The sequence below is a fragment of the Ramlibacter lithotrophicus genome (assembly GCF_012184415.1).
Lineage (GTDB): Bacteria > Pseudomonadota > Gammaproteobacteria > Burkholderiales > Burkholderiaceae_C > Ramlibacter > Ramlibacter lithotrophicus.
Window position 1 is genome coordinate 73,436 of sequence record NZ_VTOX01000006.1, and the last position, 22,034, is coordinate 95,469.

Annotated in this window: 19 protein-coding genes; all 19 read left to right on the top strand. The window is 69.0% G+C overall.

All coding sequences use genetic code 11. From position 1 onward, the window contains the following. The first annotated feature begins 85 nt into the window (after nt 1-85). The 19 genes from sdhC to RAMLITH_RS26090 all read left to right on the top strand — a co-directional run bounded on the left by sdhC (nt 86) and on the right by RAMLITH_RS26090 (nt 21,886). Complete coding sequence (gene sdhC / locus RAMLITH_RS16470) at nt 86-520, top strand: succinate dehydrogenase, cytochrome b556 subunit (RefSeq protein WP_168108528.1); 435 nt, start codon at nt 86-88, stop codon at nt 518-520. Between the two features lie 61 nt (nt 521-581). Further along, nucleotides 582-947: a succinate dehydrogenase, hydrophobic membrane anchor protein gene (gene sdhD, locus RAMLITH_RS16475; RefSeq protein WP_168108529.1), complete on the top strand. Its 366-nt coding sequence runs from the start codon at nt 582-584 to the stop codon at nt 945-947. Between the two features lie 5 nt (nt 948-952). Beyond that, nucleotides 953-2,761 carry a succinate dehydrogenase flavoprotein subunit gene (sdhA, locus tag RAMLITH_RS16480; RefSeq protein ID WP_168108530.1) on the top strand — a complete coding sequence of 603 codons (1,809 nt, stop codon included), beginning with the start codon at nt 953-955 and terminating at the stop codon, nt 2,759-2,761. 33 nt (nt 2,762-2,794) lie between these two features. After that, nucleotides 2,795-3,499, top strand: a complete 705-nt coding sequence (locus tag RAMLITH_RS16485) for a succinate dehydrogenase iron-sulfur subunit (protein WP_168108531.1) — start codon at nt 2,795-2,797, stop codon at nt 3,497-3,499. A 24-nt stretch (nt 3,500-3,523) separates the two neighbouring features. Beyond that, nucleotides 3,524-3,880, top strand: a complete 357-nt coding sequence (locus tag RAMLITH_RS16490; protein ID WP_168108532.1) for an FAD assembly factor SdhE — start codon at nt 3,524-3,526, stop codon at nt 3,878-3,880. 17 nt (nt 3,881-3,897) lie between these two features. Then, nucleotides 3,898-5,208 carry a citrate synthase gene (gltA, locus tag RAMLITH_RS16495; protein WP_168108533.1) on the top strand — a complete coding sequence of 437 codons (1,311 nt, stop codon included), beginning with the start codon at nt 3,898-3,900 and terminating at the stop codon, nt 5,206-5,208. 172 nt (nt 5,209-5,380) lie between these two features. After that, nucleotides 5,381-6,802, top strand: coding sequence for a 3-isopropylmalate dehydratase large subunit (gene leuC / locus RAMLITH_RS16500; RefSeq protein ID WP_168108534.1), 1,422 nt, complete (start codon nt 5,381-5,383; stop codon nt 6,800-6,802). Between the two features lie 14 nt (nt 6,803-6,816). Continuing rightward, entirely contained in the window at nt 6,817-6,948 is a 132-nt protein-coding gene (locus RAMLITH_RS16505; RefSeq protein WP_168108535.1) for an entericidin A/B family lipoprotein, read from the top strand. A gap of 60 nt (nt 6,949-7,008) precedes the next feature. After that, nucleotides 7,009-7,653, top strand: a complete 645-nt coding sequence (leuD, locus tag RAMLITH_RS16510; RefSeq protein WP_168108536.1) for a 3-isopropylmalate dehydratase small subunit — start codon at nt 7,009-7,011, stop codon at nt 7,651-7,653. A gap of 11 nt (nt 7,654-7,664) precedes the next feature. Beyond that, nucleotides 7,665-8,753 carry a 3-isopropylmalate dehydrogenase gene (leuB, locus tag RAMLITH_RS16515; RefSeq protein ID WP_168108537.1) on the top strand — a complete coding sequence of 363 codons (1,089 nt, stop codon included), beginning with the start codon at nt 7,665-7,667 and terminating at the stop codon, nt 8,751-8,753. 87 nt (nt 8,754-8,840) lie between these two features. Then, nucleotides 8,841-9,989 carry an aspartate-semialdehyde dehydrogenase gene (asd, locus tag RAMLITH_RS16520; protein ID WP_168108538.1) on the top strand — a complete coding sequence of 383 codons (1,149 nt, stop codon included), beginning with the start codon at nt 8,841-8,843 and terminating at the stop codon, nt 9,987-9,989. 308 nt (nt 9,990-10,297) lie between these two features. Further along, nucleotides 10,298-13,060: a FimV/HubP family polar landmark protein gene (locus RAMLITH_RS16525; protein WP_337786164.1), complete on the top strand. Its 2,763-nt coding sequence runs from the start codon at nt 10,298-10,300 to the stop codon at nt 13,058-13,060. Between the two features lie 37 nt (nt 13,061-13,097). Continuing rightward, nucleotides 13,098-13,880: a tRNA pseudouridine(38-40) synthase TruA gene (gene truA / locus RAMLITH_RS16530; RefSeq protein ID WP_168108540.1), complete on the top strand. Its 783-nt coding sequence runs from the start codon at nt 13,098-13,100 to the stop codon at nt 13,878-13,880. After that, entirely contained in the window at nt 13,877-14,599 is a 723-nt protein-coding gene (locus tag RAMLITH_RS16535; protein WP_168108541.1) for a phosphoribosylanthranilate isomerase, read from the top strand. The genes truA and RAMLITH_RS16535 overlap by 4 nt, the downstream gene beginning before the upstream one ends. Continuing rightward, nucleotides 14,577-15,833 (top strand): tryptophan synthase subunit beta, encoded by a 1,257-nt coding sequence (gene trpB, locus RAMLITH_RS16540; protein ID WP_168108542.1) that lies wholly within the window; start codon nt 14,577-14,579, stop codon nt 15,831-15,833. The genes RAMLITH_RS16535 and trpB overlap by 23 nt, the downstream gene beginning before the upstream one ends. Continuing rightward, nucleotides 15,830-16,639 (top strand): tryptophan synthase subunit alpha, encoded by an 810-nt coding sequence (gene trpA / locus RAMLITH_RS16545; protein WP_168108543.1) that lies wholly within the window; start codon nt 15,830-15,832, stop codon nt 16,637-16,639. The genes trpB and trpA overlap by 4 nt, the downstream gene beginning before the upstream one ends. A gap of 34 nt (nt 16,640-16,673) precedes the next feature. Then, entirely contained in the window at nt 16,674-17,546 is an 873-nt protein-coding gene (gene accD / locus RAMLITH_RS16550; protein WP_168108544.1) for an acetyl-CoA carboxylase, carboxyltransferase subunit beta, read from the top strand. Between the two features lie 425 nt (nt 17,547-17,971). Further along, a complete protein-coding gene (locus RAMLITH_RS16555; protein ID WP_168108545.1) occupies nt 17,972-20,320 on the top strand; it encodes a trypsin-like peptidase domain-containing protein in 2,349 nt (782 codons plus the stop codon). A 204-nt stretch (nt 20,321-20,524) separates the two neighbouring features. Next, nucleotides 20,525-21,886 carry an SGNH/GDSL hydrolase family protein gene (locus RAMLITH_RS26090; protein ID WP_168108546.1) on the top strand — a complete coding sequence of 454 codons (1,362 nt, stop codon included), beginning with the start codon at nt 20,525-20,527 and terminating at the stop codon, nt 21,884-21,886. Nucleotides 21,887-22,034: the final 148 nt, after the last annotated feature.

Sequence of the window (22,034 nt, forward strand, 5' to 3'; positions counted from 1 at the left end):
CGGTCTTGTTACAGCGTTGCAATAGAATTTTGGGTTTGCATCGCGCAGCCCGCCCCTGCGAAAACAACACGAGAAGGACCAATCCATGCCCGAGATCGCGAAGAAGCGCCCGGAATTCCGCAACATCAACGCGTTCCGGGACCTCCCGACATACCGGTGGCCGCTCGCGTCGATCGTGTCCGGCATGCATCGCATCAGCGGCGTGCTGATGTTCGTGCTGCTGCCGTTCGTGATCTGGCTGTTCGACACGTCCATTTCCTCGGAAATCTCCTTCGCCCGGTTCCGCTCGGCATTCCAGAACGGGGTCGGCTTCGTGCCGGGCGTGCTGGTCAAGCTGGTGGTGCTGGCCCTGATCTGGGCCTACCTCCACCACCTCTTCGCGGGCGTGCGCCACCTGTGGTCCGACGTGAGCCACGCGGCGGTCGCGAAGGCAGCCGGCGCCAGGTCCGCGCAGATCGTGCTGGTCGCCACCATCGTGCTCACCGTGGCCCTGGGGGCCAAGCTGTTCGGACTCTATTGATGACTCTTTCCCTCGGGGGCCCGTCCGCGGGCCCCTTCCGCCAAGCACCAGGAAACCACCCATGGCAGTGAATTACGGATCCCGGCGCGCCGTCAGCGGCGCGCACTACGGCATGCGCGACTGGCTCAGCCAGCGCGTCACCGCCGTCCTCATGGCGCTGTTCACGCTGATCGTGCTCGCGCAGGTGATCTTCACCCGCGGGCCGATCGGCTACGACAAGTGGGCCGGCATCTTCGCCGCCCAGTGGATGAAGGTGCTGACCTTCGCCGTGGTCGCCGCGCTGCTCTGGCACGTCTGGGTCGGCATGCGCAACGTGTGGATGGACTACATCAAGCCGGTGTGGCTGCGCCTGACCCTGCAGATCGTCACCATCGTCTGGCTCACGGCCTGTGCCGGCTGGGCCATCCAAGTGCTCTGGAGAGTGTGAACCCGATGTCCTATACGTCCAACAACATCGCCCGCCGCCGCTTCGACGTCGTCATCGTCGGCGCCGGCGGCTCCGGCATGCGCGCCTCGCTGCAGCTCGCGCGCGCCGGCCTCAACGTGGCCGTGCTCTCCAAGGTGTTCCCCACCCGTTCGCATACCGTCGCGGCGCAGGGCGGCATCGGCGCGTCGCTCGGCAACATGAGCGAGGACAACTGGCACTACCACTTCTACGACACCATCAAGGGCTCCGACTGGCTGGGCGACCAGGACGCGATCGAGTTCATGTGCCGCGAGGCGCCCAAGGTCGTGTACGAGCTGGAGCACATGGGGATGCCGTTCGACCGCAACCCCGACGGCACCATCTACCAGCGCCCGTTCGGCGGCCACACCGCCAACTACGGCGAGAAGCCGGTGCAGCGCGCCTGCGCCGCGGCCGACCGCACCGGCCACGCCATGCTGCACACGCTGTACCAGCAGAACGTCAAGGCCCGCACCAGCTTCTTCGTGGAGTGGATGGCGCTGGACCTGATCCGCGACGCCGACGGCGACGTAGTCGGCGTGACGGCCCTCGAGATGGAGACCGGCGACCTGCACATCCTGGAAGCCAAGACGACGCTTCTGGCCACCGGCGGCGCCGGCCGGATCTTCGCCGCCTCGACCAACGCCTTCATCAACACCGGAGACGGCCTGGGCATGGCGGCGCGCGCCGGCATCCCGCTGGAGGACATGGAGTTCTGGCAGTTCCACCCGACCGGCGTCGCCGGCGCCGGGGTGCTGCTGACCGAAGGCTGCCGAGGCGAAGGCGCCATCCTCCTGAACAGCAACGGCGAGCGCTTCATGGAGCGCTATGCACCGACGCTGAAGGACCTGGCGCCGCGCGACTTCGTCTCGCGGTCGATGGACCAGGAGATCAAGGAAGGCCGCGGCTGCGGGCCGAACAAGGACTATGTCCTGCTCAAGCTCGACCACCTGGGCGCCGAGACCATCCACAAGCGCCTGCCCTCGGTCTACGAGATCGGCGTCAACTTCGCCAACGTCGACATCACCCGCGAGCCGATTCCGGTGGTGCCCACCATCCACTACCAGATGGGCGGCATCCCGACCAACATCAACGGCCAGGTGGTCGTCCAGCGCGGCGGCGACGACAACGCCGTCGTCAGCGGGCTGTATGCCGTCGGCGAGTGCTCGTGCGTGAGCGTCCACGGCGCCAACCGGCTCGGTACCAATTCGCTGCTCGACCTGCTGGTGTTCGGCCGCGCCGCCGGAAACCACATCGTGGAATTCGCGAGCAGCACCAAGGCCCACAAGCCGCTGCCGGCCGACGCCGCCGAGCGCACGCTCGCCCGCCTGAACCGCCTGGAAAGCGACAGCAGCGGCGAGTACGCACAGGACGTGGCCAACGACATCCGCAGCACCATGCAGCGCCACGCCGGCGTGTTCCGCACCCAGGCCAGCATGGACGAGGGCGTAGGCAAGATCGCCGCGCTCCGCGGCCGGGTCGACAGCCTGGGGCTGAAGGACAAGTCACGGGTCTTCAACACCGCCCGGATCGAGGCGCTGGAGGTGGAAAACCTGATCGAGTGCGCCCAGGCCACGATCGTCTCGGCCGCCGCCCGCAAGGAATGCCGCGGCGCCCACACCGTGAGCGACTACGAGCGCCCGGCCGACGACGCCACGGCGCCGCTCGGCCGCGACGACGCCAACTGGCTCAAGCACAGCCTCTGGTACAGCGAGGGCAGCCGCCTGGCTTACAAGGCGGTCAAGCTGAAGCCACTCTCCGTCGACTCCGTCCCGCCCAAGGTCCGGACCTTCTGACGCCGCCGCCCCAGACGTTCCAGAGAACACACCATGCAAAAGCGCACTTTCCAGATCTACCGCTACGACCCCGACAAGGATGCCAAGCCGTACATGCAGACCATCGAGATCGAACTCGAGGGCAACGAACGCATGCTGCTTGACGCCCTGGGCAAGCTCAAGGCGGTCGATCCTTCGCTGTCCTTCAGGCGCTCCTGCCGCGAAGGCGTCTGCGGCTCGGACGCCATGAACATCAACGGGAAGAATGGCCTGGCGTGCCTGACCAACATGCGCACGCTGAAGGGCACGATCGTCCTCAAGCCCCTGCCCGGCCTGCCGGTGATCCGCGACCTCATCGTGGACATGACGCAGTTCTTCAAGCAGTACCACTCCATCAAGCCTTATTTGATCAATGACAATGTGCCGCCCGACCGTGAGCGGCTACAGTCGCCCGAGGAACGTGAGGAGCTGAACGGTCTCTACGAGTGCATTCTGTGCGCCAGCTGCTCGACCAGCTGCCCGAGTTTCTGGTGGAACCCGGACAAGTTCGTCGGACCGGCCGGGCTGCTGCAGGCCTACCGCTTCATCGCCGACAGCCGCGACGAGGCCACCGGCGAGCGGCTGGACAACCTGGAAGACCCGTACCGCCTGTTTCGGTGCCACACGATCATGAATTGTGTGGATGTGTGCCCCAAGGGACTCAATCCGACCATGGCGATCGGCAAAATCAAGGAATTGATGGTCCGCCGCGCGATCTGAAGCAGTACTGGAACCCGAACTTTCATGAGCGATCGGCCACCCCCTGGCGCAGACACCCTCGACGGCGCGGGCGCGGCGGCCGTGTCCAGCGCGGCCAGCCGGCCGATCACCCAGGGCGAGCTCAGCAAGCTGAAGTGGCGGTGCCGCCGCGGCTTGCTCGAAAACGACCTCTTCGTCGAGCGCTTCTTCGATCGCTACGAGGAGACGCTCACCGCCGGCCAGGCACAAGCGCTCGGACGGCTCATGGAGTTGGGCGACAACGACCTGCTGGATCTGCTGCTTCGCCGCCGGGAACCGCAGGGCGACATAAATACAAGCGAAGTGAGACAAGTGCTGGAGATGCTGCGCACTCGGGGCGCATCGCCGGATGTTGTGCAATGAAACTCTAGGAAGACCATATGAAACTCGCTGACAACAAAGCAACCCTCTCCTTCAGCAACGGCAGTCCGGCCGTCGAGTTGCCCGTCTACCACGGCAGCGTGGGTCCGGACGTCATCGACATCCGCAAGCTCTATGCCCAGACGGGCATGTTCACCTACGACCCGGGCTTCCTGTCGACCGCCTCGTGCCAGTCGGCGATCACGTACATCGACGGCGACAAGGGCGAGTTGCTGTATCGCGGCTACCCGATCGAGCAGCTCGCCACGAAGTGCGACTTCCTGGAGACCTGCTACCTGCTGCTGTACGGCGAGCTGCCGAATGCGGAAGCGAAGAAGAAGTTCGACCGCACGGTGACCATGCACACGATGGTCAACGAGCAGATGCAGTTCTTCCTGCGCGGCTTCCGCCGCGACGCGCACCCGATGGCCGTGATGACCGGCCTGGTGGGCGCCCTGTCGGCCTTCTATCACGACAGCACCGACATCAACAATCCGCAGCACCGCGAGATCGCCGCGATCCGCCTGATCGCCAAGATGCCGACGCTGGTCGCCATGGCCTACAAGTACTCCATGGGCCAGCCGTACATGTATCCGCAGAACGACCTCTCGTACACCGAGAACTTCATGCGGATGATGTTTGCCACGCCGTGCGAAGACTACAAGCCCAACGACGTGCTGGTGCGCGCGATGGACCGCATCTTCATCCTGCACGCCGACCACGAGCAGAACGCCTCGACCTCGACGGTCCGCCTCTGCGGCAGCTCGGGCACCAACCCGTTCGCCGCGATCGCGGCCGGCGTGGCCTGCCTGTGGGGCCCGGCGCACGGCGGCGCGAACGAGGCGTGCCTCAACATGCTGGGCGACATCCAGGCCCAGGGCGGCGTCGAGAAGATCGGCGAGTTCATCAAGCAGGTCAAGGACAAGAACTCCGGCGTCAAGCTGATGGGCTTTGGCCACCGCGTGTACAAGAACTACGACCCGCGCGCCAAGCTGATGCAGGAAACCTGCAAGGAAGTGCTGGGCGAGCTCGGCCTGGGCAACGACCCGCTGTTCAAGCTGGCGATGGCGCTCGAGAAGATCGCGCTGGAAGACGAATACTTCGTGTCGCGCAAGCTGTACCCGAACGTCGACTTCTACTCCGGCATCGTGCAGCGCGCGATCGGCATCCCGGTGTCGCTGTTCACCGCGATCTTCGCGCTGGCCCGCACCGTCGGCTGGATCGCGCAGCTCAACGAGATGATCAGCGACCCGGAATACAAGATCGGCCGCCCGCGCCAGCTGTTCACGGGCGCCACCAAGCGCGACGTGAAGGCGATCGCCCAGCGCTGACCGCCCGCGCCCGCCCCGGGCGGGCGGCGACGAAAGCCCGCGCCTGCGCGGGCTTTTTTCATGGTCCGGTGCTTCCACGACCGGCGCAGGCGCAGGCCCGGGCGATGGTTGACCCGCAGGAAAGACCCCAGGGCCGCGCTACGAATAAAATCGCGCGCTACAGGAAGGCACCATGGGACGAACTCTCTACGACAAGATCTGGGACGAGCATGTCGTCCACACGGAGGAAGACGGCACGTCCATCCTCTACATCGACCGCCACCTGGTCCACGAGGTGACGAGCCCGCAGGCCTTCGAGGGCATCCGGCAAGCCGGCCGCAAGGTCTGGCGCGTGAGTTCCATCGTCGCTACGGCCGACCACAACACGCCGACCACCGGCTGGGAACTGGGCTACGACGGCATCACCGACCCGATCAGCAAGGAGCAGGTCACCACGCTCGACAAGAACCTGGCGGAGTTCGGCGCGGCCGCCTACTTCCCGTTCCTGTCGAAGCGCCAGGGCATCGTGCACGTGATCGGCCCGGAGCAGGGCGCGACGCTTCCAGGCATGACGGTGGTCTGCGGCGATTCGCACACGTCCACCCACGGCGCGTTCGGCGCGCTGGCGCACGGCATCGGCACCAGCGAGGTGGAGCACGTGATGGCCACCCAGACGCTGCTGGCCAGGAAGATGAAGAACATGCTGGTGAAGGTCGAGGGCCGGGCCGGCCGCGGCGTCACCGCCAAGGACATCGTGCTGGCAGTCATCGGCCGGATCGGCACCGCCGGCGGCACCGGCTACACCATCGAATTCGCGGGCTCCGCCATCCGCAACCTGTCGATGGAAGGCCGCATGACGGTCTGCAACATGGCGATCGAAGCCGGAGCCCGCGCCGGCCTGGTCGCCGTCGACGACAAGACCATCGAATACGTCAGGGGACGCCCGCTGGCGCCCACCGGCGTGGAATGGGACCAGGCCGTGGCCTGCTGGCGCACGCTGCACTCCGACCCGGACGCGAAGTTCGACGCGGTGGTGGAACTGGACGCCGCCGACATCGTTCCCCAGGTCACCTGGGGAACGTCGCCCGAGATGGTGCTGCCGGTCGACGCGCGCGTGCCGGACCCCGACAAGGAGAAGGACGCCAACAAGCGCGACGCGATGGAGCGCGCGCTGGCCTACATGGGACTGGAGCCCGGCAAGCCGCTGGCCGACATCCATGTCGACAAGGTGTTCATCGGCTCGTGCACCAACAGCCGCATCGAGGACATGCGCGAGGCCGCGGCGATGATCAGGAGGCTCGGGCAGAAGGTCGCGAAGAACGTGAAGCTCGCCATGGTCGTGCCGGGGTCCGGCCTCGTGAAGGAACAGGCGGAGCGCGAAGGCTTGCACGAGGTCTTCAAGGCCGCTGGCTTCGAATGGCGCGAGCCGGGCTGCTCGATGTGCCTGGCGATGAACGCCGACCGGCTCGATCCGGGCGAGCGCTGCGCTTCCACCAGCAATCGCAACTTCGAGGGACGCCAGGGCGCCGGCGGGCGCACCCACCTGGTAAGCCCCGCCATGGCCGCGGCCGCCGCGGTCCACGGCCATTTCGTCGACGTCCGCCAGTTCGCATGAAGAGGAGCCTTCCCATGAAAACGATCGCCACCCTGCTCGCCGTCTCCTTCGCGCTGCTCGCCGCCGGCTGCGGCACCATCCGCGGCGCCGGCGAGGACATCCAGAAGGCCGGCTCGGCGATCGAGAACGCGGCGAAGAAAAAGTAATGACATCGGGGACAGACCGCGAAGCGAAGCGAGCCTCTGTCCTTGACTGATCGGAAAGCCATGCAGAAATTCACCGTGCACAAGGGGCTCGTGGCCCCCATGGACCGCGAGAACGTCGACACCGACGCGATCATCCCCAAGCAGTTCCTCAAGTCGATCCGCAAGACCGGCTTCGGGCAGAACCTGTTCGATGCGTGGCGCTACCTCGATCCCGGCGAACCGGGCAAGGATCCGGCCAGCCGCAAGCCCAACCCGGATTTCGTCCTGAACCAGCCGCGCTACCAGGGCGCCTCGATCCTGCTGGCGCGCAAGAACTTCGGCTGCGGCTCCTCCCGCGAGCACGCACCCTGGGCCCTGGACCAGTACGGCTTCCGCTGCGTCATCGCGCCCAGCTTCGCCGACATCTTCTTCAACAACTGCTTCAAGAACGGCCTGCTGCCGATCGTGCTCGGCGACTCGCAGGTCGACCGGCTGTTCAACGAGGTGGCGGCGTTCCCGGGCTACCAGCTCACCGTCGACCTGGAGCGCCAGGTGGTGGTCCTGCCGCAAGGCGACGAGATGGCATTCGACGTGCAGCCGTTCCGCAGGTACTGCCTGCTCAACGGCTTCGACGACATCGGCCTGACGCTGCGCCACGCCGACAAGATCAAGGCCTTCGAAGCCGAACGCCTGGCCACCAAGCCCTGGCTGGCTCATACGCTGTAGAAAGACTCACAATGAAAATCGCAGTCCTCGCCGGCGACGGCATCGGCCCCGAGATCACGGCCGAGGCCGTCAAGGTGCTCCAGGCGCTCGACCTGAAGTTCGAGATGGAGCGCGCGCCCGTCGGCGGCTGTGCCTACGACGCGCATGGCCATCCGCTGCCGGAGGCGACGCTGAAGCTCGCGAAGCAGGCCGACGCCGTGCTGTTCGGCGCCGTGGGCGACTGGAAGTACGACAAGCTCGATCGGCCGCTACGGCCGGAGCAGGCGCTGCTGGGACTGCGCAAGAACCTCGGGCTGTTCGCCAATTTCCGCCCCGCCATCTGCTACGAAGAGCTGGTGGGCGCCTCCAGCCTGAAGCCCGAGCTGATCGCGGGGCTGGACATCCTCATCATCCGAGAGCTGACCGGCGACATCTACTTCGGGCAGCCGCGCGGCCGGCGCAGCGCGCCCGACGGCCACTTTCCGGGCAGCGAGGAAGCATTCGACACGATGCGCTATTCGCGCCCCGAGATCGAGCGCATCGCCCACGTCGCCTTCCAGGCGGCCCGCAAGCGCAGCAAGCGCGTGACCAGCGTCGACAAGGCCAACGTGCTGGAGACGTCGCAGCTGTGGAAGGACGTGGTCTCGGAAATCGCCGCGCAGTACCCCGACGTCGCGCTGGACCACATGTACGTGGACAACGCTGCGATGCAGCTGGTCAAGGAGCCCAAGCGCTTCGACGTGGTGGTCACCGGCAACATGTTCGGCGACATCCTGTCCGACGAAGCGGCCATGCTCACCGGCTCGATCGGGATGCTGCCGTCGGCCAGCCTGAACGAGCGCAAGCAAGGCCTGTACGAGCCGAGCCACGGCAGCGCCCCGGACATTGCCGGCAAGGGGGTTGCCAACCCGTTGGCTACAATACTGTCTGCTGCCATGATGCTCCGTTTTTCGCTGGAACAGCCCGAAGCCGCCGACCGGATCGAGTCCGCGGTGAAGGACGTGCTCGCCTCCGGACTGCGCACGGCGGACATCCATTCCGAAGGCACGAAACGGGTCGGCACCCGTGAGATGGGCGACGCCGTCGTCGCCTCCCTGACCAAGAAGACAACCAAGGGCTGATCCAGCTCCGGTTCGTTGCGCGCCTTCTCCCCGGCCCGACGAGCCGGAGAGACAAAGTTAACTGCAACTTTCGACAAAGGCGGACTCATGAAAATCGCGAACGGACAACAACCCCTGGTCGGCCTGGTCGGCTGGCGTGGCATGGTGGGCTCGGTCCTGATGGACCGCATGCAGGCTGAAGGCGACTTCGGCCTGATCGAGCCCCTCTTCTTCTCGACCTCCAACGCCGGCGGCGCGGCGCCGGCCCAGGCGAAGAACGAATCGAAGCTCCAGGACGCCTTCGACATCGAGGCGCTCAAGCGCTGCGACGTCGTCATCACCTGCCAGGGCGGCGACTACACGACCGAGGTCTTCCCCAAGCTGCGCGCGGCCGGCTGGACCGGACACTGGATCGACGCCGCCTCCACGCTGCGCATGAAGGACGACGCGGTCATCATCCTCGACCCGGTCAACCTGCCGGTCATCAGGAACGCGCTGGCCAGGGGCGGCCGCAACTGGATCGGCGGCAACTGCACCGTCAGCTGCATGTTGATGGGCGTGGGCGCGCTGTACAAGGCGGGACTGGTCGAGTGGATGACCACGATGACCTATCAGGCAGCTTCCGGCGGCGGTGCGCAGCACATGCGCGAGCTGCTGACCCAGTTCGGCACCCTGAACGGCGAGGTGAAGGACCTGCTCGCCGACCCGAAGTCCGCCATCCTCGAGATCGACCGCAAGGTGCTGGCGAAGCAGCAGTCGCTGTCGGCGGACGAGATGGCCAACTTCGGCGTGCCGCTCGGCGGCTCGCTGATCCCCTGGATCGACAAGGACCTGGGCGGCGGCGTCTCGCGCGAGGAGTGGAAGGGCGGCGCGGAGACCAACAAGATCCTCGGCCAAGGCGCGGGCTTCGGCACCGCCGCGACGCCGGTGGACGGATTCTGCGTGCGCGTCGGCGCGATGCGCTGCCATAGCCAGGCGCTGACGTTCAAGCTGAAGAAGGACGTGCCGGTGGCCGAGATCGAACAGATGATCGCCGCCGACAACGCCTGGGTGAAGGTGGTGCCCAACACGCGCGAGGCGACGCTCAAGGATCTGACGCCGGTCGCGGTCACCGGCACGCTCTCGATTCCGGTGGGCCGGATCCGCAAGCTGGCGATGGGGCCGGAATACCTGGGCGCGTTCACCATCGGCGACCAGTTGCTGTGGGGCGCCGCCGAACCGCTGCGCCGCATGTTGCGCGTCCTGCTCGAGGCGTGAACGCGTCTCGGTGTCGAACCGACGGCCTGTAATCAGCGGTTACAGGCCGTTGTCGCATCGCCACAGGCAGGAAGCCGGAGCTAGCCTCGACGGCAGGGCCGGGAAGTTAACAGGTGTCTCAGCTTGTCACGCTAAGACGTTGATGTTATGGTCCTTTTAGCAAATCCAGCCCCGAGGCGATGGTTCGCATGATGAGAAAAAAATGCCAAGCAGACCCGGCAGGCGCGGTCTGCACCTCCACGAAGAGACCGAGCTGGCGGGCCACGGCGTTGGCCGTAGCCGTCGCCGCTGCGCTCGGGTCCGCTTCGTTGGACGCCAACGCCCTGGCGCTGGGCAACGTGAACGTGCGTTCGGCACTCGGCGAGCCGCTGCGCGCCGAGATCGACATCGTCGAGATCACGCCTGAAGAGCTTGCGAGCCTGCGGGCCAACGTGGCGCCGCCCGAAGCATTCCGTGCCGCCGGGCTCGAGTACAGCCCCGCGCTTTCGAACGTGCAGGTCAGCCTGCAGCAGCGCGCCAACGGCCGTCCGTTCCTGCTGGTGACGAGTCCGCGCGCGGTGAACGACCCGTTCGTCGACCTGATCCTGGAAACCCAGTGGGCGTCGGGTCGGGTCGTGCGTGACTACACGATGCTGTTCGACCCGCCGCAGCTGCGGCAGGCCGCTCCGGCAACGGCCCAGGTCGCCCCGATGCCGCCGGCGGCAGCCACCCCGGCGGCGCCTGCGGCCCGCACCACGCCCGCCCCGGCGGCTGCGGCTCCGGCAGCGCCGGCCAGCCAGCCCCGGGAGGCGCGAACGGCGCCGGTCGCGCCCAGGGCGGCGACCGCCCCGGCGCCGACCCCAGCCGCGGAAGGCGAGAAGGTAACGGTGGAGCGCGGGGACACGGCGGGCAAGATCGCCGCCGCCCACAAGCCGCCAGCGGTGTCGCTGGACCAGATGCTGGTGGCGTTGCTCCAGGCCAATCCGGACGCGTTCATCGCCGGCAACGTCAACCGGCTCAAGGCCGGGACCGTGCTGCAGATGCCCAGCGCGCAGGACGCCGCCCAGGTCACGCCGGGCGAGGCGACGCGCACCATCATCGCGCAGAGCCGCGACTTCAACGAGTTCCGTCGCCGGCTTGCCGAGGGCGTGCCGACGACGCAGGTACCTGCGTCCGAGCGCCAGGCATCGGGCAAGGTCCAGACCGAGGTCCAGGACAAGACGCCGGCAGCGCCGACGCCGGACAAGCTGACGCTTTCCAAGGGTGCGGTGCAGGGCAGGACGGCCGAAGAACGGATCGCCCGCGAACGCGAGGCGAAGGATGCCGCCACCCGCCTGGCCGAGCTGAACAAGAACATCGCCGAGCTCAACAAGCTGCAGAGCTCGACTGCCGCGCCGGCAGCGGCCGCTGCGGCCAGGCCCGGCAGCGCGCCGGCTCCGGTGGGCGGCCCGGCCGTCACGGCGCAGGTTCCCGCCGCCCCCGTGCCCACCGCCCCGGCGTCCGCACCGGCCGCCAGCGCACCCGTAGCACAGGTGGTCCCCGCGACGGCGGCGAGCGCGTCCGCGCCGGCGCCAGCCGCCACGGCCTCGGCACCCGGCGCCCCTGGCTCCGCCCCCGTCTCTGCGGCCGCTTCGCCGGCGGCCTCTGCCCCCTTGGCCGCGGCTGCGTCGGCGCCGGCCAAGCCCCCGGCCACGGTAGCGACCAAGCCGGCGGCGCTGCCGCCGATGGAAGAGCCGAGCATCCTGGACGAGTTCCTGGAGAACCCGCTGCTGCTCGCGCTGGCGGGAGGAGCCTTGGCTGCCCTGCTCGGCTTCGGCGCCTACCGCCTGCGCCAGCGCAGGAAATCGCCGCAGGTCGACAGCTCGTTCCTCGAGAGCCGGCTGCAGCCCGACTCCTTCTTCGGCGGCAGCGGTGGCCAGCGCATCGACACCAACGAGGGCGGCGCGACCGGTTCGTCGATGGTGTATTCGCCGAGCCAGCTCGACGCCGCCGGCGACGTCGATCCGGTGGCCGAAGCGGACGTGTACCTGGCGTATGGGCGCGACCTCCAGGCGGAGGAAATCCTGAAGGAGGCGCTGCGCGTGTCCCCGCAGCGCGTCGCGATCCATTCCAAGCTGCTCGAGATCTATGCCAAGCGGCGCGACGCGAAGGCATTCGAGGTGACCGCCACCGATGCCTACGCGCTGACGCACGGGGAAGGCCTGGAGTGGGAGCACATCTGCGAGCTCGGCCGCGAACTCGACCCGAACAACCCGCTGTACCGTCCCGGCGGCGCGCCGAGCGGCGGAGCGGCGGCGCCCGCGCTCGGCGCCGCGGCGGCGGCCCGCATCAGCGCGCTGGACGCCCCAGCCACGACGTCACCCGACCTCGATCTCGACCTCGACTTCTCGACCGGCGACGAATCGCCTGGTGCCGGGGAAGGCGCGTCGCGCGCCGTGCACCTGCACTCGGCGCCGGAACCGGTGCACGGCCTCGACCTGGAGTTCGAGGAAGCACAGGCCGAAGCCGCGACCGAGGCCAGCGCCAAAGCTACCGCGGCCACTGCCGCGCCGCCGTTGGACGAACCACTGGCGTTCGAGCTCCCGTCGATCGAGGAGCCGGCGACGGACGAGCCCGCGCGCGCTGCGCAGGCCCCGGCTGCGTCCAACCCTGCGTCCGACGCGGCGCCGGGTGACGAGGGTCTCACGTTCGACCTGGAGTCGCCCGAGCCCAGTGCGGCTCCGGTAGCGGCCGCGCCGGTCGCGGCCGCGCCCGCGGCCAGGGACGACAAGATGATCGAGTTCGACCTGGACTCGCTGTCGCTCGATCTCGACACCCAGGCGCCAGCCGACGCTGCGCCGCCGCAGCAGGAACCCCCTCCCCTGCCCATGGTCTCGGCCGCCGCGCCGGAGCCGGCCGCCGACGACACGCTCAGCACCCAGGGCCTGGAAGAGGCTGGAAGCGATCCGCTCGCCACCAAGTTCGCCCTGGCCCAGGAGTTCAACGCCATCGGCGACCCGGACGGCGCCCGCAGCCTGGCCGAGGAAGTGCTGGCAGAGGCCTCGGGCGAACTCAGGACCCGCGCCCAGAAGTTCCTCGCCGAAATCGGTTGATCACGGCGGCGGACGCGCGCCGCGCAGGGAGCGGCCGGTGAGGCTGGCGCTGGGCATCAGCTACGACGGCCGCCCTTACCAGGGCTGGCAGAGCCAACCCTCGGGCCAGACCGTCCAGGACCACCTCGAGCGCGCCTTGTCGCAGTTCGCCGCGCAGCCGGTCGGCACCGTCTGTGCCGGCCGCACCGATGCCGGCGTCCATGGCCTGATGCAGGTCGTGCACTTCGACACCTTCCTCGCGCGCGAACCGTTCTCCTGGGTGCGCGGCACCAACCGCTACCTGCCCGCCGACATCGCGGTGCAATGGGCGCAGCCGGTCCCAGACGCCTTCCATTCGCGCGCCAGCGCCATCAGCCGCCGCTACGCCTACCTCCTGCTCGAATCCGCGGTGCGGCCCAGCCTCGAAGCCGGCCGGGCCGGGTGGGTGTTCCGCAGCCTGGACGGCAATGCGGTCCGCGAGGCGGCGGCCCTGCTGCTGGGCCAGCACGACTTCACTTCCTTTCGCGCCGCGCAATGCCAGGCGAAGTCGCCCGTGAAGACCCTGCGGCGGGTCGAGGTCAGCCGCCGCGGCGCCTACTGGCGATTCGATTTCGAAGCCGACGCCTTCCTGCACCACATGATCCGCAACATCATGGGTTGTCTCGTTGCCGTCGGCCAGGGGCTGCATCCGCCCGCGTGGATCAGCGAAGTGCTGGCCGCGCGCAGCCGCGACGCGGCCGCCCCGACCTTCGCCCCGGACGGCCTGTATTTCCTCGGCCCAGTGTACGAATCGCGCTGGAACCTGCCGGACCGCACCCCTGCGTATGATTGGTTGCCATGACCCCGAATCCGCTGGCCGGCCGTACCCGGATCAAGATCTGCGGACTCACCCGCGAACAGGACGTGGAGGCCGCGGCCGCCGCCGGAGCCGACGCCGTCGGCTTCGTCCTGTACCCCAAGAGCAAGCGCTACGTGACGTCGCAACGAGCCGCCGAGCTGGCCCGCCGCCTGCCGCCCTTCGTCACGCCGGTGCTGCTGTTCGTCAACGAAAGCCCTGGCAACGTGCAGGCCGCCTGCGCCCTCGTGGCCAATGCGTGCGTGCAGTTCCATGGCGACGAGACGCCGGCCGATTGCCTGTCGGCCACCGGCGACGGCGCGCGGCCGTTCATGCGGGCCGCCCGCATCCCGCTCGGCGACGCGAATTCCTTCGACTTGCTAGAATTTGCGGCACGGTATCCCCAGGCCCAGGCCATCCTCCTCGACGCCCATGTCGAGGGCTACGGCGGCGGCGGCAAAACCTTCAATTGGTCACTTCTTCCTCCAAGCGTCGGCTGTCACCTCGCCTTGTCTGGTGGGTTGACGCCTGCAAACGTGGGCGATGGCATCGCGCAGGTGCGGCCGCGTTGCCTGACACTGGCCGTCGACGTGAGTTCCGGCGTCGAGCTTGACGGCCAGCCCGGCCGCAAGGACCCGGCCAAGATCCACAGCTTCGTCGCGGCCGTGCGTGCCGCCGACGCGCTCATTGCCCAGTCCACCCATGCCCAGTTCCCAGCAACCTGACGCCGCCGGCCACTTCGGCATCTATGGCGGCAGCTTCGTCAGCGAAACGCTGACTCACGCCATCGACGAGCTGCGCGAGGCCTACGCGAAGTACCAGCACGACCCGGAGTTCCTGGCGGAATTCCGCTACGAGCTGAAGCACTTCGTCGGGCGGCCCTCGCCCGTCTACCACGCCGCCCGCATGAGCCGCGAGCAGGGTGGCGCGCAGATCTACCTCAAGCGCGAGGACCTCAATCACACCGGCGCACACAAGATCAACAACGTGATCGGCCAGGCCCTGCTGGCCCGCCGCATGGGCAAGCCGCGCGTCATCGCCGAAACCGGCGCCGGCCAGCACGGCGTCGCCACGGCCACGATCTGCGCCCGCTACGGCCTCGAGTGCGTGGTCTACATGGGCAGTGCGGACGTCAAGCGCCAGAGTCCCAACGTCTACCGCATGAACCTGCTCGGGGCCACGGTGGTGCCGGTGGAGTCCGGCAGCAAGACGCTGAAGGACGCACTCAACGAGGCGATGCGCGACTGGGTGACCAACGTCGAGAACACGTTCTACATCATCGGCACCGTCGCCGGGCCGCATCCGTATCCGATGATGGTGCGGGACTTCCAGAGCGTGATCGGCCAGGAGTGCCTGACGCAGATGCCCGAGATGACCGGCGGCCAGCCCGACGTGGTCATCGCGTGCGTCGGCGGCGGCAGCAATGCGATGGGCATCTTCCATCCGTACCTCCCGTACGCGAACACGCGCCTCGTCGGCGTCGAGGCTGCCGGCGAGGGCCTGGAGAGCGGCAAGCACTCGGCGTCCCTGCAGCGCGGCTCGCCGGGCGTGCTGCACGGCAACCGGACCTACATCCTGCAGGACGAGAACGGCCAGATCACGGAAACGCACAGCGTCAGCGCCGGCCTCGACTATCCCGGAGTCGGCCCCGAGCACGCATGGCTGAAGGACACCGGGCGGGCCGAATACGTCGGCATCACCGACGCCGAGGCGCTCGCCGCCTTCCACTACCTGTGCCGCACCGAAGGCATCATCCCGGCGCTCGAGTCGAGCCACGCCATCGCGTACGCGATGAAGCTGGCGCGCACCATGAAGCTGGAGCAGTCCATCCTGGTGAACCTGTCCGGCCGTGGCGACAAGGACATCGGCACCGTGGCCGACCTCGCCGGCGTCGACTTCTACGACCGGCCTTCGATGCGCGGCCTGCAGGTCAAGGGCGCCGGGAAGGCCGGTTCATGAGCCGCATCGCGCAGACGTTTGCCGCGCTGCAGGCGAAGGGCCGCAAGGCGCTCATTCCGTATGTCACCGCCGGCTTTCCGTTCGCGGACATCACGCCGGAGCTGATGCACGGCATGGCCGCGGCGGGCGCCGACATCATCGAACTGGGCGTGCCCTTTTCGGACCCGATGGCCGACGGCCCGGTGATCCAGCAGGCCGGGGAACAGGCGCTGGCGGCGGGCGTGGGCATGAAGCAGGTGCTCGGCATGGTGCGCGCGTTCCGCGAACGCGACGGCCGCACGCCGGTGGTGCTGATGGGGTATGCGAATCCGGTCGAGCGCTACGACCTGATGCATGGGACCGACGCCTTCGTGCGCGACGCGGCGGCCAGCGGCGTTGACGGCATCCTCATCGTCGACTATCCGCCCGAGGAATGCGAGGCGTTTGCCGGGAAGCTCAAGGCGGCGGGGCTGGACCTGATCTTCCTGCTCGCGCCGACCAGCACGGCGCAGCGCATGGACCAGGTCGCGCGCGTGGCGAGCGGCTACGTCTATTACGTCTCGCTCAAGGGTGTCACCGGCGCGGGGCACCTGGACACCGCCGCCGTCGCGCAGATGCTGCCTCGCATCCGCGAACACGTGCGCGTCCCGGTGGGCGTCGGCTTCGGCATCCGCGACGCGGCCACGGCCGGCGCGATCGGCAAGGTCGCCGACGCGGTGGTGATCGGCACGCGCATCATCCAGCTGCTGCAGGACCAGCCGCGCGAGCAGGCGGTGGCGACCGTCGCCGGCTTCCTGCGCGGAATCCGGGCCGCGCTCGACGCATAAAATCGACTCTCAGGACTCCAAGGACCACGACACCATGAGCTGGCTCGAAAAACTGCTCCCGCCCAAGATCCAGCGGACCGACCCCGCCGACCGCCGGCAGGTGCCCGAGGGGCTCTGGGTGAAGTGCCCGAGCTGCGAGAGCGTGCTGTACAAGACCGACCTGGAGCAGAACCAGAACGTCTGTCCCACCTGCGCCCACCACCACCGCATGGGCGCCCGCGCCCGCCTCGACCGCTTCCTCGACGCCGAGGGCCGCTACGAGATCGGCCAGGAAGTGCTGCCGGTCGACGCGCTGAAGTTCAAGGACAGCCGCCGCTATCCGGAGCGCCTGCAGGAGGCGCTGGAGAACACCGGCGAGACCGACGCGCTGGTGGTGATGGGCGGCGCAGTGCACAGCATCAGCGTTGTCGCCGCGGCCTTCGAGTTCGACTTCATGGGCGGCAGCATGGGCAGCGTGGTCGGCGAGCGCTTCGTGCGCGGCGTCGAATCGGCCGTCGAACAGAAGGTCCCCTTCATCTGCTTCACCGCCACGGGCGGCGCGCGGATGCAGGAGGGCCTGCTGTCGCTGATGCAGATGGCCAAGACCAACGCGGCGCTGACGCGCCTGGCGAAGAAAGGGCTGCCGTACATCAGCGTCCTGACCGACCCCACGATGGGCGGTGTGAGCGCCGGCTTTGCGTTCGTCGGTGACATCGTCATCGCCGAGCCGAAGGCGCTGATCGGCTTCGCCGGGCCGCGCGTGATCGAGTCGACGGTGCGCGTGACGCTGCCGGAGGGCTTCCAGCGCGCGGAGTTCCTGCAGACCAAGGGTGCCGTCGACTTCATCTGCGACCGCCGCGACCTGCGCAAGACTGTTGCGCACGCGCTGGCGATGCTGCAGCGGCAGCCCGCCGACGCAGTGAGCTGAGGCCCCGGCCGGGACAGCCCGCGTCACCGGCCCTGCCGCCAAAGGCGGCCTATGACGACCTGGACGTGCGAGCGCGGCCTGCGGATGGCGCAACGCCGGGGCGCGCCCTCGGTTGCACCGGTGGCGCGGCAGGCACGCTCGGCCGCGCGGCCAGGCTCTGCAGCAGGTAAGGCAGGATGCTGGCACTCCCGGCGCCGCTGCGCCGGCCGGGTGGCGGCAAGGCGGGGTCGTCGAGGATGCGTTCGGCCATGACAGCACAACCTTAGCACGGGTCCGCCTGCCCCATGGAAGCCCCTGCCGTGGTCAGGGGAGGCACGGCCCAGCCGTGCAATTCTTCCGCAAGTCGCGGTCCGCATCGCCTTCCCGGCCCCTTCCCCGCGGCGCCCGGAGGTGTGCACTCGACAATTCCGGCCTGGACGGCAGGAATGACAAAGACTTCGAGGATGGGGCTGCGCGCGGCGGCCTGGTGGATGGCGGCGATTCTGGCGGGCTGCGGCGGGGGTGGCGACGACCCCGCGGCAAGGGGCGGCCCGCTGCGCGCGCGGGTCGAAAGCATGACCCTCGGTTCGCCCTCCGATGCACCGCCGCAGGTGCCGACGGCCGAGCGCCGCGCCGCCGATGGCGGAGGCCGGGTCGCCCTGGAGGCGCTCGTTCCGCTGGGCGCGCTGCGCGGGGCGAAACCCGGCGAGCCGAGGCGGATCGGCTACGGCCGCGACGTGCCCCACACCGACTCGGCCGCCAAGACCGGCAGCCAGCTCGCCTGGCGGCCCGTGCCCGGCGGCGGTCTGGCCGGGCAGATCACGTTCGCCTCCCCGCAGGCGCTGGGATTGCGCCTGGGATTGCTGGTGCAGCGGTTGCCGGCGGATGCGACGCTGCGCTTTTACGCCCTCGCCTCCCCCGCCACCCTGGAGGTGCCGGCGCGCGAAGTACTGGCGGTGCTCGAACGCAATCGCAACGCGGGGGACGACTCCGAGGCCGGCCGCCTCTACTGGAGTCCCCAGGTCGAAGGGGACGAGATCACGATGGAAGTGGAACTGCCGCCCGGCGTTCCCGCCGCCGCCGTGGAGCTGTCCGTGCCGCGCCTGTCGCACCTGTTCCGCGATGCGCTGGCCGGCGGCGAGAACACGCCGCAGGCGATCGGCGACTCGGCCGCCTGCGAGGCCGACGTCAGCTGCCACGGCTACGGCACCGAGAGCAACGCGGTGGCCCGCATGTCCTTCGTCGGCAGCGACGGCGGCAGCTACTGGTGCAGCGGCACGCTGCTGAACGACCGGGCCTCCAGCGGAACGCCTTACTTCCTCACGGCCAACCACTGCATTTCGAAGCAGGCGGTCGCCTCGACCCTGGAGACCAACTGGTTCTTCCGTTCCTCCGCCTGCAACAGCGGCGCGCTTCATCAGGGCACGCGCACGCTGCGCGGCGGCGCGACCCTGCTGTGGTCGAGCGCCGCGACGGACACGGCGTTCCTTCGGCTCGCCGGCACCCCGCCGCCCGGCGTCACGTATGCGGCCTGGTCCCCCGACGCCGTCGCGCTGGGGACGGACGTCGCGGGCGTGCACCACCCGCGCGGCGACCTGCAGAAGATCAGCCTCGGCAGCGTGACCGCGTACGGCGACTGCCGCGTCACCGACGCGTCCGGCAGCTTCAGCTGCGCCCAGGCGAGCCAGTCCACCGGCGAATTCGTCAACGTGCGCAACGCCGTGGGTACCACCGAAGGCGGCAGCAGCGGCTCGGCGCTGTTCCAGTCCATCGGCGGCTCGCGCTACGTGGTGGGCCAGTTGTACGGCGGCAATTCCAGCTGCACCAACGCGGCGGGCAGCAACTTCTACGGACGCTTCGACATCGCCTACAACGCGGCACTGCACCAGTGGCTGGATGGCGGCGCCGGCATCTCGCTCGCGGTGAACCGCGCCGGCACCGGCCAGGGCAGCGTGGATTCGGCGCCGCGGGGCATCAGCTGCGGGGCGACCTGCACCGCGCCGTTCGCCGCCGGCACGGCGGTCACCCTGTCCGCGACGCCGGCGCCAGGTTCGGTCTTCACCGGCTGGGGCGGGGCCTGCAGCGGCACTGGTGACTGCGTCGTGGCCATGACCAGCGCCCGCAGCGTCGTCGCGACGTTCGCAGTGCCGGTCGTGCCGCTGGCGGCCGCCGCCGACAACCCGGACCTGGCGTGGTCGACCGGCGGCAGCGCCCCGTTCGGCGCCCAGGGCGGTGTGGTGAACCACGGCACGTCCGCGCTCCAGAGCGGCCCGGTCGGTCATTCGCAGAGCAGCTGGCTCGCCGCCTCCATCACCGGGCCCGGCCTCCTCGCCTTCGACTGGAAGGTGTCGTCGGAAGCGAATTACGACTTCCTGACGCTCTCGCTCGACGGCGTCAAGCAGGGGGCCGTCAGTGGCGAGGCGGGCTGGACCCGCAGTTCGCTGTGGATCCCCGCGGGCATGCACACGGTTCGCTGGCAATACACCAAGGACCAGGCGGTGATTTCGGGCCGCGATGCCGCGTGGATCGATCAGGTCACGTTCGTGCCTGACGGTGTCGCGACGGACACGGCCCGGTTGTTCAACTGGGCGGAGTTCGCCTTTCCCGCCTTTTTCGCGGGTGAGTGGACGACAGGCAGCTACGCGGGTTTCACGTTCCGCCACTACCCCGCCACCGGCAACTACGTGGCGGTGCGCGAAGGCCGCGTCGTCGTGCACAACGGTGCGGACTGGAATTTCCTCGACGTGGGCGGACTGGACGAGTACCTGGTGAGCGCGAGCGCCGCCGGATTCTGAGGGCATCGCGCCGGCGCGCAGCGCGGCCGCAACGGCACAACTGGAGCGCTTGTCGGACAAGGGAGCGACCGGGCGTCAGCGCGCGCGCCAGCGGCTCAGTTCGCCGGGTGCGGCCATTAGACTTTTCCGATTGCAACCAGCCAGCTTTTGGGAGAGACCCTAGTGCGCCAATCCGTTCGCCGCCGTGCCGTTCTGAAATCGTTCATGGGCGCCGCCGTGGCCTCGGGCCTCGCGGCCTGCGGCGGCGGTGGCGGCGACAGCGCCGCTGCGCCGGCTCCGGGCCCCACGCCGGCGCCGACTCCGGCCCCGGTGCCAACGCCCGCTCCTTCGCCCGTGCCGACGCCGGCTCCCACGCCGGCGCCGACGCCCACTCCGGCCCCGACCCCGGCGCCGACGCCCGCGCCCACCCCGGCGCCGAACCGTTTCCATGCCTCCTGGACCGCCGCCGCCGTCGATGCGACGGCGAACCTGCCCGGCGCCGCGCCGCAACGGGCGCCGACGTTCGACAACCAGACCGTGCGCCAGGTCCTGCGGCTCTCGCTCGGCGGCAACACGCTGCGGGTGAAGCTGTCCAACCGCTTCGGCACGGCACCGCTCACGGTGACCGCGGCACGCGTGGCCAGGAGCGCGGGACAGTCGGACATCGACGCCGCCACCGACCGCGCATTGACCTTCGGCGGCCAGGCGTCCGTCACGATCCCCGCCGGCGCCGAAGTCACCAGCGATGCCGTCGCCGTCGCGGTGGCGCCGCTCACCAACCTGGCGGTGAGCCTGTATTTCGCCGGACCGGTGACGATAGCCACCATCCATCCGGTCGCGCGCCAGACGGCCTGGACGATCGCCGGCAACCAGGTGTCCGCTGCGATGCTGGCCGGCGCCAGCGTCGATCCGTTCGCCGCGTACTACGCGCTCGCGGCGGTCGAAACGTCGAGCACGGAAGCAACCAGGCTGGTGGTGGCCTTCGGCGACTCGCATACCGACGGCATCGGCTCGACCGTCGACGCGGCGAAGCGCTTTCCCAACCAGCTCGACGACCGGCTGAAGGCTGCCGGCCGCGCTCGCACCGGGGTCGTCAACACCGGCATCGGCGGCAACCGCTGGCTCAACGACTTCGCGGGCCCGAATGGCCTCGGACGGTTCGACCGCGACGTGCTGGACGTGGCCGGCGTGACGCATGCGCTGATCCTCATGGGCATCAACGACATCGGCTTCTCGGTCAGCCCGGTGCCGAGCCAGGAGGTCACGGCCGACCAGATCACCGCCGCGATCGCGAGCGCCGTGGGCCGTGCCAGGTCGCGCGGCATCAAGGTGATCCTGGGCACGCTGCTGCCCTACCGCGGCGCCGACTACTACTCGGCAGCGGGCGAGAGCAAACGCCAGGCGGTCAATGCCTGGATCAGGAGCAGCAGCGGCGCCGACGCGGTGGTCGACTTCGACCTCGTCATGCGCAGCGCGTCCGATCCCTCCATCCTCAACCCGGCCTACGACAGCGGCGACCACCTGCATCCCAACGACGCCGGCTACGCGGCGATGGCCGGCGCGGTGGATCTCGGGCTGCTGGCGTAGGCCGCCGGTCGGCAAGGCGCGGGCCAAGGGCGCCGCGGCAGCCGCCCTGCGGATGGCCCGGCCCTTGCCTGCTTCGGGAATCCCGGGTGGCGCATTCCGGGATCCGGGAACCCCGTGACCGCAGCAGCGGGGCTTTGAGCCAGCCCAG